Raw genomic sequence first — 13,659 nt, 5'->3', positions numbered from 1 at the left:
AATAACTGTTAAAAGTCTGCAAAGACGTAAAATCAGAGATACAGGATAACTCTTTTTTTTCATAAATTAGCAAATTCGTTAATTAGATTCCAACAATTTAATAGCGATCCGACCGGCATTTCGTAGATGCCGGTTTCTTTTTAATTCATACCCTGGTAACAGCTTACATAGTCTTCATGTTGCAATAGTTTTAGTTGTTTAGGTGGTAGTCAAATTCAACTGGCCTGCGCCAGATACAAGTACATTCCAACAATTTGATAGCGGTAACCGGCATTTCGTAGATACCGGCTTTTTATTTAGTTCCTTTCTTCATATTCACATAAATAGTGTCGCCCTGTTGGTGGTAGGTCAGCACACCGGAGGTACAGATAGCCGCCATTACAGCATCCAGCGGTTCATTTTTAAATTGCGCATAAAGATGGGTAGTTGCTGCGTCGCCATTATTAAAGACAATCTTTACACCGTACATTTTTTCTATCCTTGCAGCTGCGCTGCCAAATTCTTCATTCTTAAATATCAGCACATTCTGCTGCCATCCCAATACCGACGTGGAATCAAGGGGATTTAATGCTATTTGGTTGGTATGACGATTCACGGAGATTTCCTGTCCCGGCTTGAGCAGGTAAGTTTCTTCTCCTGTCAGTTTTACTTTAACTGCGCCTTCCAGTAGAGCTACCGTGTTGGTAGGTGCTTTCGGATCTGCCTGTACATTGAAGCGGGTACCCAATACCTGTACCGACAACAGGGAAGTTGCTACGACAAAGGGCTGATGAGGCGCCTGGCTTACCTCAAAATAGGCCTGCCCTTTTACCGATACCGTTCTGTTATTTTTATCAAAAGCCGCTGGATAAGACAGTTCACTTTCGGGCCCTAATATTACCCTGGTGCTGTCTTCCAGCACAATGGTCTTTTTCTCTCCTGGGCGTGTAATAACTTTTAAAGAAAGCAAATGATGGGTGGGCTTAGGTGTAAAGAGATACCAGGTAGTCAGCACCATACCCAATATGCCGGCTGCTGCCGCAAACCAGTATAGCTGTACCCGTTTGGATTTTACCGGCGCCGGCCGTTGTTCATCGGCTGCAATCCTCGCCCGCAAAACAGATAGTGCCTGCCCCACCTGTTCATCGGTAGCTCGCTGATGCTCCTGCCACACTCTTCTTATTTCGTCGAAGTCTTGTTGGTTACGCTTATCTGCAGCTATCCAGTCCATCAGCCAGGCATTTTCCGCGTCGCTGGTTTGCCCCGACAGGTGCCTGGTGACCAACAGGTAAAGTTCTTGTTCTCTCAATTTATACGTCCTTTTACTATAAGACGTAAGAACAATTACAAATCATGACAACGAAAAAAAAATATTTTAGACAACAGAGCTGTCGAACCGGTAGGTTTCTTTTAGGAATTTGATGGCGCGGTACATCTGGGTTTTGACAGAGTTAATAGAGATCTCCAAAAGGTCTGCAATTTCCTGGTAGCTGAGTTCATCTTCCCTGTTCATCCGGAAGATCAACTGCATCCGTTCAGGGAGCAGCCGTATGAGCTTTTCGATATTTTCTGCGACTTCTTTATAATTTAATGTATGATCCGGCCCCTCCTGGCTAGCCATCGTGTCGCCGTGAATATCCTCCAGGGGGGTATTGAGCTTTAATTTACGGCGGTAATCGTAAATGCGGTTTTTAACGGAAACGTATAGGAAAGCGGAGAGTGAAGTATGTATGTTGATGGTATCCCTGTTTCGCCAGAACTGGTGGAATACTTCTAACACAACATCTTCTGCCTCATCACTCGGATAAGGCAATAGTGACCTGCTAAAGTGCAATAAGTTGGGATAATACTTCACGAACAACAAATCAAATGCCCGCGATTCACCCACTTTTATGCGGGCAAGTAGTTGTAAATCATCTGTATGATTAGCAGTCATGAGCCGCCAAAAGTAACATCGGTTTGTGAATACAATGTTAAATATAACGATATTAAACTCCAATCATACAAATTTTATTTCGGAAATGGCGAAACCGTAACGGTCCGCCATTCCTTATTTTATTTCCACCAGTAATAGTAATTGTGCAACCCATCATATTCAAATCCACAACGAGGGTAAAGTGTGTTACCGATGTCATTTGTTTTTTCCGTTTCAAGCATCAAACCGCAGGCGGCTGTTTCGTTACACCATTGCTTACTATGGTCTATCAGGGCAACAGATAGCCCTTTTCCTCTGTAATCGGGATGAACAAACAAATCGCTCAACAACCATTGCTTGGCCAGTTTAATGTAATGGTACATCTTGTACAGCTGCACAAATCCCACCGCTTTATCTCCTGTATAAACAAGAAAAATATTGGACTGCTCGTTGTCTAGCCTTTCCCGTATGAATTGCTTGCATTTTTCATAGTCATCGGCCTGGCGGTAGAAAACCCGGTACAGGTTGAATAATTCCGCGGCATCGTTTAAGTCCGCCAGACCTGCTTTTTTAATTTTGTAATCCATTGCTGTCAATTATATTGAATGAAATGACAAAACTACTTTTTACCTGGACCACGTTCATGGTCCAGTTCTTTATAAAAAAAGTAGTCCAGGCACTTTCCAATAAATCAAGTCGCATTTGCCCCTTCAGATTGTCGCTTTGGCACCCGCAACTTGAGAAAGGAGCTCGGTACATTTGTGATACAAATCATTTAGCTATGCGAAAATTAATAGTGAAAATGTCGATTTCATTCGATGGTTTTGTAAGCGCCGCTGATGGCGGGAAAGATTGGGTGTTCAAAACCGGCGACGAAGAGTCGGCCGCCTGGAGTGTCGAAAAAATCCGGCAAGCCGGGTTGATCATCATGGGCAGGAAAACGTTTGAGACGCTGGCGCCATACTGGCCAACCGCCACCGGGCCGTTTGCCGCGCCGATGAACGAAATACCCAAGGCCGTCTTTACCCAAAACGGATTTAAAGGCATCGATCCAGGGCATGCCACAAATGCGGAACAGTCGCCTGCCGTCGCTTCCTGGGCCGGGGCGCGAATCTTCGACGGCGACCTGGCCGAAGGAATCAAGGCACTTAAAACCGAGTCGGGAAAACCGATCGTAGCCATTGGCGGAGGAGGATTTATACAGAACCTTATTGCCACAGGTCTCGTCGATGAGTACCAGCTGGCCATTCATCCTGTCGTATTGGGTGCAGGATTACCCATCTTCACCGGGCTGAAAATACCGCTTTACCTGAAGTTAGACGAGGTAAAGGTTTTTCCGAAGGGGGTTATTGCACAGACTTATCGGGCTTAAATTTACATTTCGATCTAAAATGTCCCTGTAACTATTTTACCTATCATCATCCCCAGATGTAAGGCTAAATAACTGCCTGGAATAATCGTTATCAGTCGCATGTCTTCACCAGACAGGAGACGGTATCCCTTATCATCAGTTTTTCATTCCATGAAACGCTCCAGGTAATTACATCATAAAAAAGTTCAAAAAAATGCCAATGTTTTGGAACTTTTTGTAAATTCCCATGCTCAAACTGGTTATTATTTCACCCTCAATGTAACCCAATCGATTTATATGACTCCGGCGATAGCTTCCATACTTTCCCAGTTCCACCATCCTTCCCCGTATTCAAAAATACATTTGCCGGCGCCCGTGTAGGAAATAACTGAGCAGCATTGGATAGACGGAGAATATTTAGAAAGAGATTTCTGCATACGTTCTTAGCCCGGACGCGCAAATGCATCCGGATATATTTTATCAGTAAACAGCAAAAACGCCCTCAATGACACCCCGAGAAATTAACCCAAGAGACTATCTGCCGCTAAACTATTACCCATGGCCCAACCGCGTTAATCCTCATTTGGAACAAATGGGTAAGGATATGGAATCATGGATCGATAATGACTATACTTTTCTGACGCCTAAACAAATTGTGAAGTACAAAAAAATGCGGTTACACGCCTGCACTGCATGTATGTGGCCCGACTTAACGTATGAACAAACTATCCCTTGTAACAGGTTCATGCTCCAGTATGTAGTGCTCGACGATCAGCTGGAAGATTTATCGCTGGAGGAAAAGCAACGACAGCGCATTCGTTGCATGGAAATTCTGAATGGGGCCTCTCCGTTGCCGGAAGAAAATGCGATTTACCAGCACCTGGCGCTCATCAGGGATGAATTCCGGGCATTTATGCCTGAAATATGGATGAAGCGTTTCATTCAATACTTCTACCTGACCTTTAGGTATGGGATTGAAGTCGAACATTCTTATAAAGCAGCCCATCAACCCCCACCCTCTTTCGCGGTATATAAAGCCATTCGCGAATATGCCGTCCTGATGCACCCTTACCTGGTTCTCGGGGAGATTGAATCAGGCCTGGTTTTGCCCGATCATATCGTGGAGCACTGTGTCGTCCGGCGAATGATAAGCCTGATGGTTAGAATTATTATATGGCAAAATGATATTCACTCGTTGCCCAAAGAGTTGGCGAAAGGAACCGAGGTTTTCAATGTGATCTTTGTGCTTCAGCGACAGTACGGTCTTTCGCTGGAGGATGCCTGCAAGGAGACACTGCGAATTCACAATGAGGATCTGGAAGAGCTGCTTACATTACACAGGGAGTACCGGGAGTTTGGAGAATACCAGGAACATGTAGACAAATTCGTCTACTATTTTGGGCTTGGTGTCCAGGGCGTGAATACGTTTTATGTGCAGGAAACAGAAAGATACCTGCCGGGAGGAAAGGGATTTGCCTGGCCTGAGAAAAGTCCTTCTATGTAATGATCGATAACGTATTGAGGCCCTCCGTAGTGGCGGGCCTCAATACGTTATCGATCATTATCCTTACCTGGCAAGTTCAACTGGCTTGTCCAGTTTTGTCAGCTTTTGGGGATTTGCGATGGCGTAGATCCGGACTATCTGTTCATTCTCCACCACGAAACTCACTGCGGCAATTGCGCCCTCACTTTGGATAATGCCTCCCAGCTCACCATTAAGCCATAATGCACTTGCGGCAATTGCCCGATTCGGACGTACCAGCAAATTCGCCACCAGCCCAACGCCGTGAACCGGAGCCCGGGCGGCAGCTACTAATCCGCCGCCATCAGCAATCAGTGTAACGTCCGGTGCCAGGACAGCCATCAGCTGTTGCAATTGTCCGGTTCGCAATGCAGCCAGGAAACGCTCTACCACCACTTGCTGCTCAGATCGGCTTACCAGCTCCCGTTGACGTCTGGCTGCAACATGCTCACGTGCTCTTCGCGCGATCTGCCGGACCGTAGCCGCAGGCTTTCCGATTATTTCCGAGAGCTCGTCGTATGGCATGTTGAAAACCTCGCGGAGCACAAATACGGCGCGTTCTGTTGGTCCAAGTGTTTCCAGCACGACCAACATAGCGATCGAGATGCTCTCCGACAGCTCCAGGACCTCTGCTGCATCCGGGTTGGTCAGTAATGGTTCTGGCAACCATTCCCCCACATATTCCTCACGGCGACGCAACAACGTCCGCTTCCAGTTGAGCACCTGCCGCGTCACCATCCGGATAAGGTAGGCACGTGGGTTATGCACCTGCGATTGATCAACGTCGACCCACCGGAGCCAAGCCTCCTGCAATACATCTTCTGCATCAGTCGCCGAACCGAGCATCTCATACGCTACCGTGAACAACAGGTTCCGGTGGGAAATAAAGGAATCTTGTTCTATCATTTCAATACTACGCCGGCCTTCCCGGGACGTTTGGTTAATGGAATTTCGCAGGCATCAGAGTATCCCTCTGATGTAATGCCATGCGCCGTATTGACCCTGGTCGACAGGTTAGCAAAGCCGATGAGCGCAGTCAGCTCCACTAATGCTGCAGGCCCCAGCTGTTCCAGCAAACGGGCCGACAACTCATCAGTAACGGTTATCGGCGTGGAGGTCATAGCTTCTGCATACTCCATTACGTCCCGCTCCAGTGGCGTAAACACGCCCGACTCCCGCCAGCGTGGCACCTGGCTGGCCTTAGCCAGGTCTAAACCCTTATGCTGCGCCTGAAAGTAACCGAAGTCGAGACACCAGCTGCAACCGACCATTGCTGCAACAGCCATGTGTGCAAACGATTTAAGATGCTCATCACATGCGTTCCACTCCGCCACCTTGCGCCCCATTTCAAGACTAACAGTGGCCACGTTGGGGTTGTGCCATACTACCTCAACAGGCTCAGGAATGGCGCCAAATTGCTTAATCATGTTTTCCTTTAGCTCAACAGGGAGCGCTGCTTTTGAAATACGTAATGCCATAATGAAGGTCCTCCATAATTTTTTGTTCAAACATCAAGACACCACGTGAAGTGCAAATGTGACAACCTACCGTGATTATTTTTCTCGCAACAAATAATAGGAGATATCTGCGGCAATAAAAATTTTCCAATGATGATTCATAGGACCATCTGTTTATGCTGAAAGATATTCTTTTCCTTCTTAGTTTACAGATATTAAAAAACACCACAGGTCATCCAAATTATCTAGCACAAACTCGCAGATTCCTCCATTATTTTACCATTTATGTAAAGTTTTCGATCTTTTTTTGATAATGCTTTCGATTGCAAAACCATTTTTTATATATTGGAGAGGCAATTAACAACCACGCAATGAATTACAACAACTCAAGAAGGAGCTTCCTGAAACAGGCGGCGCTGGCCACCCTTGCCACCGCTACTCCTGGCCTGCTGATGGCCGCAGCGAAGCCCTATACCCGCAAAATCGGGCCCAATGAAAAAGTAAACCTTGCCTTCATTGGCATAGGCAACAGGGGTGGAGAAATCGCCCAGGCGCTCTACAAGACAGGCCTGGCGAATATTGTAGCCCTCTGCGACGTAGACATGGGCGCACCGCATACCCTGGAGGTAATGAAAATGTTCCCTAACGTACCCCGCTTCCAGGATTTCCGCAAGATGTTCGATAAAATGGGCAACCAGATTGATGCGGTATCCATCGGGGTGCCCGACTTTGCGCATTTTCCGATCACGATGATGGCTATAGGCCTGGGCAAACACGTATACGTAGAAAAGCCAATGGCGCGCACCTTCAACGAGGTGGAACTGATGATGAAGGCCGCCCGGAAGCATCCTAAAGTGGTGACACAAATGGGCAACCAGGGGCATTCTGAAGCTAACTACTTCCAGTTTAAAGCATGGACAGAAGCCGGCATCATCAAAGATGTAACTGCCATTACCGCCCATATGAACTCTCCACGGCGCTGGCATGGCTGGAACCCCAATATCACGGCTTTCCCGCCTGCAGAACAGGCGCCAGCTACCCTCGACTGGAATATCTGGCAGATGGCCACACAAGGACACTCTTATAACAAGGATTTCGTAAACGGCCAATGGCGCTGCTGGTTCGACTTTGGGATGGGCGCATTGGGCGACTGGGGCGCACATATCCTCGATACGGCCCACCAATTCCTTGATCTTGGCTTGCCCTATGAAGTTGATCCGGTGAAGCTCACCGGCCATAATAATTTCTTCTACCCCATGTCTACCACGCTGGCATTCAAATTCCCTAAAAGAGGAAATATGCCCGCGCTGGATATCACCTGGTACGACGGTGTAGATAACCTGCCACCCATTCCTGCCGGATACGGCGTATCGGGCCTCGATCCTAATATTCCACCTCCCAGCAATGGTCCCATCGCACCGGCTAAACTGAATCCCGGTAAAATTATCTACAGTAAGGACCTCACGTTTAAAGGAGGCTCACATGGTAGTACCCTCTCGATCATTCCGGAGGAAAAAGCGAAAGAAATGGCAGGCAAACTGCCGGTAGTAACGGCAAGTCCGTCCAATCATTTCCAAAACTTTCTACGGGCTTGTAAAGGTGAGGAGCAAACACGGTCTCCCTTCGCCATCGCAGGTCCGCTCAGCCAGGTATTCTGTCTCGGTGTACTGGCGCAGTGGACAGGAGAGAAATTACAATTCGACCGGGAAAAGAAGATCATCACGAATAATAAACATGCCAATGAATTGCTGATAGGTCCTCCACCAAGGAAAGGCTGGGAGCAGTACTATAAAGTTTAAAAAAAGAGGACTATGGTCCTCTTTTTTGCGTTTCAATAAAATCAGTCTTAAACTGGCCTATCCAAGGTCGGTTATTAATCCTTTGCTATCTTTGCGCAATTCAATACTGCCAGCCGCATGGATATTAATATAAATAATCCCTTAGTTACTGTTTTTATGGCCGCCTATAACGGCGAAGCCTATATTGAAAAGGCGATACAAAGCGTCCTTAATCAGAGCTTTACCAATTTTGAGCTATTAATTATTAATGACGGCTCTACGGATCGTACACTTGACATCATTCGTCAATTTACGGATCCCCGCATCCGTTTAGTTCACAATGATGGCAATAAAGGGCTTACTTTCACCCGTAACCGTGGAATTGAAGAGGCAAAAGGGCAATACATTGCCATCCTGGACTGTGATGATATAGCCCTGCCTGATCGTCTTAAAACGCAAATCAGTTTTTTAGCGTCCCATCCTGATATCGCCATATGTGGCGGACAAGCTATCGCTATTGATGAATCCGGCGAACAAACCGGTAACTTAAATGTGATAGCCGGCGATAACATATCTCCCGAGTTGGTATTTCATAATACCTTTATCAATTCGACCTTAATAATCAAAAGGTCAGCTATGCTCGAAGCAGGTGGATATAGAGATTATTCTCCCGCGGAGGATTATGATCTTTCTTACAGGATCTCTTTACGTCATCCGGTAGCCAACCTTAACGAGGTACTTGTCTACTATCGCCTTCACGGAAATAACATTTCAAAGGTGCAGCACGAGAGAATACTCAATGCAGAACTCCGCATCATTGAAAACATCCACACCAACCTGGGTATTCGTAAAGATGAAAAATTAATTCGGATTCATCATGATTACTCCTGTTACCGGTTTTCATCCAGAAGCGCAAAAGAATTTCTACCCGTTTTTGAGGCCTTAAAACAAGGCAATGCTACTTCGGGGAATTATCCCATCCAGGTATTCAATGAAATACTCTACAAAAAATGGTATACACTTTTAAGACATAACAAAGAAAAAAGAATTCTTCCATTATTTTTTAAAAGTAGATTATTTGAATGGCAATTTGTTACGGCTAAGGAATTGCGTAAAGTCTTTAAACAGGCGATTTCCCGTAATCTGTCTTTAAGGGGGCGTTAATCATTAGTATGCTAACTTGACATCCAACAGGAGGAGTGTTTGAGTTACACAGCGCGCGCCTAATTAGATATTACTCGCATGTCCTTTTTTGTATAATATAAGTTATCCTAAGTAAATAATTGTTTACTCAACATTTATTTTCCAATTCAAAGAAATATTTTTCACATTGGAAAAGTTTTAATAGTTTAGTTTCAGCTTTTGAGCTGCCCTCAATATAGACAGGAAGAAAATCGAATGGTATAGATCAGTAAAGGCGCCATTGCAAAAACTCATATCAATTTTAATATTACATATCCTAAGAACTATTTTAGAACTCTCAAATAACCCAGTACTCTCATGACGGCATTGGTATAATTCAGTCATCGGGCATATTTATTCCTATCTGCGATATTTGTTCAATAAAGCACACGGGATATAAATGCCTGCTACTCTGTAACATTCAATAACAACCCATGTTATATCATTTTTGCCGGTTGCATCACAAGTTGATCTCTGCAACCAGCATATCTATGCTGCATCATTAACAGCATTTCGTATAACTTATCGTAAACCACCTGATCTGACCCATTTTTTCTCCATCAAATCCAGCTCTTCCTCCGCGGAATATTTGGCTGGCAGTTGTCATTCTGGGTCAAATCTATAATTATAACCTTATGAAAACCTTTGCTCAATTTTTATTACTTACGTTATCAGCCCTGCCATTTAATGGGCTGGCCCAGCATAGAAATCCCTCGAACAAACACCTCAATTTTTCAGGGAGGAATATGACGGACTCCAATTTCACAACTATGCCGCAGGGTGCGCTTATAGGTGCGGACTTTTCAAATGCTACGCTCAATGGCGCCCAATTCCAGAACATGGACCTTACAGGCGCCAATTTTACAAATGCCACCATGCAGAGATCAGAAAAATCTTACGTTGATCTATCCGGCACTACGCTCGATCATACCAACTTTCAACAGGCCAAGATGCAGGATGTCAACCTGGAATACGCTGAGTTTACCGCTACAGATCTTACAGATGCCCAAATGATAGGGGCTCAATTTGGCCCATTCATGAGCATCAATGCGTCTCCGGATTCTATCAGGACAAAATTTGTGGGCACAGTTCTTGACATGAATCACTTTCCCATTGCCCGGTGGCCTTCTTCATATTGGTCGTGTACAGACCTTAGTCGCTGTAAGATATCAGGGTTCACTCCCAAAACATTTTCTTTTGCGTCCAGGAATATCTCCGGCGCCAAAATGCAGGGAAATGATTTCTCACATTTCGATTTCCGCAAGTGCATTATGTCAAGTGCGGATCTGTCCAACTCCAACCTGAGCTACGCCAATTTATCCGGCGCTTTGCTATTCAATGCAAAGCTGCGAGGTACCCGGCTGGTATATGCAAATTTATCTGATGTCAAATGCTACACTGGCGCCAATAATAGCAACGCGGATTTTACCGGGGCTACCATGAACAATGCCATTCTAGATCGTGGCAATTTTTCTGCCGCTGTGATGTCCGGCGCGCTATTAAGAGGTGCTCATGCCGATAGCTGCTCTTTTAATAACGCCTTTTTTAATTCCGCAGGGACCTATAGCGTTGCCGATTTTTCGGGGGCAGACATCTCACGGTCCTCTTTCAATAAAGCGTCGTTAAACAGCGTTCGTTTTATTAATGTATTCGCTATCCGTACGCAGTTTGCCAATTGTACCATGCAAACAACCGATTTTACGGGAGCCGTAATGCCGCAGGCCAGTTTTAACAATAGTTCTCTGGAAGGCGTATTGCTTACCGGCGCCATCCTTCAGAATGTTGACTTTACCGGCTCCAGCCTGGTGCCCGACTCAGGTGGGGCGAGCGTAGATCTAAGCTGCTCGCAGCTGGGAGGAGCTGATTTTACCAATGCGAAAGTGCTTAATGTTAATTTCGCAGATGCGGTTATGCTTCCGGCAGATTCCTGTTGCCAAACGTTGGAGGGAACCTTTTGCGGCACTACTATTATTAATCAAAGGGGGTATGGAGCAACCGTGTTACCAAAACTAACTGCTCCCGTTACCTGCCCCAATGGTGATAACGCCATTTGCCAGGGTAAGCAATGGATTGTGCCCAACTGGAATACCGTTCATTGTAACTCGCAACATACCGCGCAAACAGTGTGGGCTAAACCAGATTGTGGCGGTAGTGTACAGGATACCGTAGGTACAATTCATTTTCCGGATCCTAACTTAAAGGCAGCTATTGTTCATGATCTTTTTAATGGCGACAATACCAAGGTCATTACCGATTCGCTGGCCGCACATGTATATACACTTAACTGTGCGGGTTATAATATTAGTAACCTGGAGGGGCTTCAGTATTTCAAAAATCTTCGTACCCTTAACCTAAACCAGAATAACCTTAGCAATGGTGATGTTTTCAGGCAATTAACGCAACTCGCTACACTTAAAGTTGCCAATAATAACCTGCCCTCCATGGACCTTCGGGGACTGAAGAACCTGATCTACCTGGATGCCTCCAATAATAAGCTTGCCTCCCTTCAGTTTGATGCCGACTCTTATCTGAATTTTGTTGACGCATCTTACAACCAGCTTAGCCAGCAGGATTTTTCACTTCAGTATTATTTGAATTACCTGGATCTTTCTTATAACAAACTTACCACTGTAGGCGATTTGAGCCAGCTGAAGGTGCTTACTGCCATTTTCCTTGAAAATAATTCCCTGACAAAAATTGGCAATCTCGCCGCGATCTATGACGACGGTAACGCAAATCTTACATTTTTAAACCTCGCTTGTAACGCCAAATTCGATTGTAGTACACTTGGATTAACTGATCCAAGCGGACAACAGCTGCTAAATTCTTCTCAATGCGGCAAAACCGATCCAGGTTGCAATACCAATGTAAAACCATTATCACGATAATACATAAACCTTTTTTATGAAAAGATGGAAAATAAAGTTATCCGGTTCTATACTGGTGGTTTATTGTACACTGCTCTTATCCGGTATGAAAGGAACGGCCCAAACGCCTTATAGCTGCTCTTCCTGTGACTTGCATGGGAAAGACTTCAGCGGCCAGGATCTGACAAATGCGAATTTGTCCTTTGCGAACCTGGACAATGCCAACTTCACTAACTGCAAACTTAACGGCGCTATGTTTGCCAATGCCAGTGTGAAGGGTGCCCGTTTTAACAACGCACAACTCAACATAAGCGATAAGGGACCTGCAAACTTCTCAAATGCAGATTGCAGGAGTGCCGATTTTACCGGGGCCTCCCTTCAAGGCGCAGTTTTTACTTATGCCAATATGAGCGCCACCAATTTCAATCGAACTGATTTAACCGATGCGTTATTCGGATTGAGACTGGAGATAAGGGATTCATTGAACCCTCAACCGCCCAGTTTTGAAAAAACGGTTCTCCCATGTTCGCTTAAACCCTTTTTCCCTGGAGCAGATCCGGATAAAGTGAAATTTTTTCCCTGTAAAACACCGATATCGCGAAAAGCCCAGAAATCTGGCAAAGCAAGTACAGATACAGTATATCTATCTCTTCGTGGTACAGATGATAATAGTTGTGGAACGGCCGACCATCCTTGTAAGACCTTTAAGACGGCTATAGAAAAAGCGCCCGACAACGGGGTGGTTGCAGTTTCCTATGGCAAGTTTTATCCATTCTCTATAATCATTTCTAAAAATCTCACGTTTGTAGGAGGCCTGGACAATCAATGGCAGCCTACAGGGGGCCAAACCTGGGTGGGATCGTCCGAATTGGGCCTTCCTGTATTCATTATCGACAAACAGGTAAATGTCAGTTTTGAATATTTTATACTGAATGCAGCACCTCACTCCACCAGGATAGCTACCACCGTGCTGCAGGCATTTACAGGAAGTACGGTCACCCTGTCAAACGTGAATTTAAACGGTGCTGTAGCTGCTGATGGAGAAAATGGAACAGCAGGTACCATGTCCTGCTGCCTCATGTGTCATGGAAATGACTATGCCAGCTGTGGAGACGGAGGAGCCGCTAATAGTAATGTCAAAGGCACTCCCGGTGTTATTCCTTTTGGATGGTTCGGAACATCGGGAGGAAATGGCGGTACGGGTTCCTCTAGTGATTGCTATCTCCAATGTGCTGGTGGCGGAGGTGCGCAGGGTGGTTCTTCTTTTTGCGTCGTACTGCTCGATGCCAGGCTTGTAGTAGATATCACGGATAAATTTGATATCGCCGGTGGCGGCAATGGAGGGAATGGCGGCTATGGCGCCTACAGTGCAGGTGGTGGTGCCGGTGGCAATGGCGGCCTTGCTGCGGGAGTTGTACTGGCTGGCAATGCTGCTATAACGGGAACGCCTATCTATTATGGCGGCGTGGCCGGGAAACCGGGAGACGGTGGCCCCAGCTCGTCCAATCCTAATAAAAACTGTTCTGGAAAGTCCGGTCAACCGGGACTTCCAGGCATTACCGCCGAAACGATTCAATACTGATCTCCAAAACTTTTAAAATATTTCTT

11 protein-coding genes are annotated in these 13,659 nt (G+C 45.8%); 6 read left to right on the top strand and 5 right to left on the bottom strand.

The window, feature by feature from the left end; all coding sequences use genetic code 11:
* Positions 1–292: 292 nt before the first annotated feature.
* The 3 genes from HGH90_RS08365 to HGH90_RS08355 form a co-directional block, all read right to left on the bottom strand.
* Positions 293–1,288, bottom strand: a complete 996-nt coding sequence (locus HGH90_RS08365; RefSeq protein ID WP_168764446.1) for a FecR family protein — start codon at positions 1,286–1,288, stop codon at positions 293–295.
* Between the two features lie 66 nt (positions 1,289–1,354).
* Positions 1,355–1,915 carry an RNA polymerase sigma factor gene (locus HGH90_RS08360; RefSeq protein WP_168764447.1) on the bottom strand — a complete coding sequence of 187 codons (561 nt, stop codon included), beginning with the start codon at positions 1,913–1,915 and terminating at the stop codon, positions 1,355–1,357.
* A gap of 119 nt (positions 1,916–2,034) precedes the next feature.
* Entirely contained in the window at positions 2,035–2,481 is a 447-nt protein-coding gene (locus HGH90_RS08355) for a GNAT family N-acetyltransferase (RefSeq protein ID WP_168764448.1), read from the bottom strand.
* 194 nt (positions 2,482–2,675) lie between these two features.
* Here HGH90_RS08355 and HGH90_RS08350 point away from each other — a divergent pair, with 194 nt between their 5' ends.
* Both HGH90_RS08350 and HGH90_RS08345 read left to right on the top strand, forming a co-directional pair.
* A complete protein-coding gene (locus HGH90_RS08350) occupies positions 2,676–3,266 on the top strand; it encodes a dihydrofolate reductase family protein (RefSeq protein ID WP_168764449.1) in 591 nt (196 codons plus the stop codon).
* Between the two features lie 484 nt (positions 3,267–3,750).
* Positions 3,751–4,749: a terpene synthase family protein gene (locus HGH90_RS08345; protein WP_168764450.1), complete on the top strand. Its 999-nt coding sequence runs from the start codon at positions 3,751–3,753 to the stop codon at positions 4,747–4,749.
* A 63-nt stretch (positions 4,750–4,812) separates the two neighbouring features.
* Here HGH90_RS08345 and sigJ read toward each other — a convergent pair whose 3' ends face one another.
* Entirely contained in the window at positions 4,813–5,673 is an 861-nt protein-coding gene (gene sigJ, locus HGH90_RS08340) for an RNA polymerase sigma factor SigJ (protein WP_211172599.1), read from the bottom strand.
* Positions 5,670–6,194, bottom strand: a complete 525-nt coding sequence (locus HGH90_RS08335; RefSeq protein WP_211172598.1) for a carboxymuconolactone decarboxylase family protein — start codon at positions 6,192–6,194, stop codon at positions 5,670–5,672. Before HGH90_RS08335 ends, sigJ begins: the two co-directional genes overlap by 4 nt.
* A gap of 401 nt (positions 6,195–6,595) precedes the next feature.
* On the opposite strand from HGH90_RS08335, the gene HGH90_RS08330 reads away from it, so the two are divergent.
* From HGH90_RS08330 to HGH90_RS08315, 4 genes are all read left to right on the top strand, one after another.
* Positions 6,596–8,023 carry a Gfo/Idh/MocA family oxidoreductase gene (locus HGH90_RS08330; protein ID WP_169190851.1) on the top strand — a complete coding sequence of 476 codons (1,428 nt, stop codon included), beginning with the start codon at positions 6,596–6,598 and terminating at the stop codon, positions 8,021–8,023.
* A 117-nt stretch (positions 8,024–8,140) separates the two neighbouring features.
* Positions 8,141–9,166, top strand: a complete 1,026-nt coding sequence (locus HGH90_RS08325) for a glycosyltransferase family 2 protein (RefSeq protein WP_169190850.1) — start codon at positions 8,141–8,143, stop codon at positions 9,164–9,166.
* Between the two features lie 653 nt (positions 9,167–9,819).
* Positions 9,820–12,072 carry a pentapeptide repeat-containing protein gene (locus HGH90_RS08320; RefSeq protein ID WP_169190849.1) on the top strand — a complete coding sequence of 751 codons (2,253 nt, stop codon included), beginning with the start codon at positions 9,820–9,822 and terminating at the stop codon, positions 12,070–12,072.
* Positions 12,073–12,088: 16 nt separating this feature from the next.
* Positions 12,089–13,633, top strand: a complete 1,545-nt coding sequence (locus HGH90_RS08315) for a pentapeptide repeat-containing protein (protein WP_169190848.1) — start codon at positions 12,089–12,091, stop codon at positions 13,631–13,633.
* Positions 13,634–13,659 lie beyond the last annotated feature (26 nt).

Origin of the sequence: Chitinophaga sp. Ak27 (genome assembly GCF_012726295.1) — a bacterium.
GTDB lineage: Bacteria > Bacteroidota > Bacteroidia > Chitinophagales > Chitinophagaceae > Chitinophaga.
Note: the sequence above shows the minus strand (reverse complement) of the source record. Positions and strands in the feature narration are given on the sequence as shown.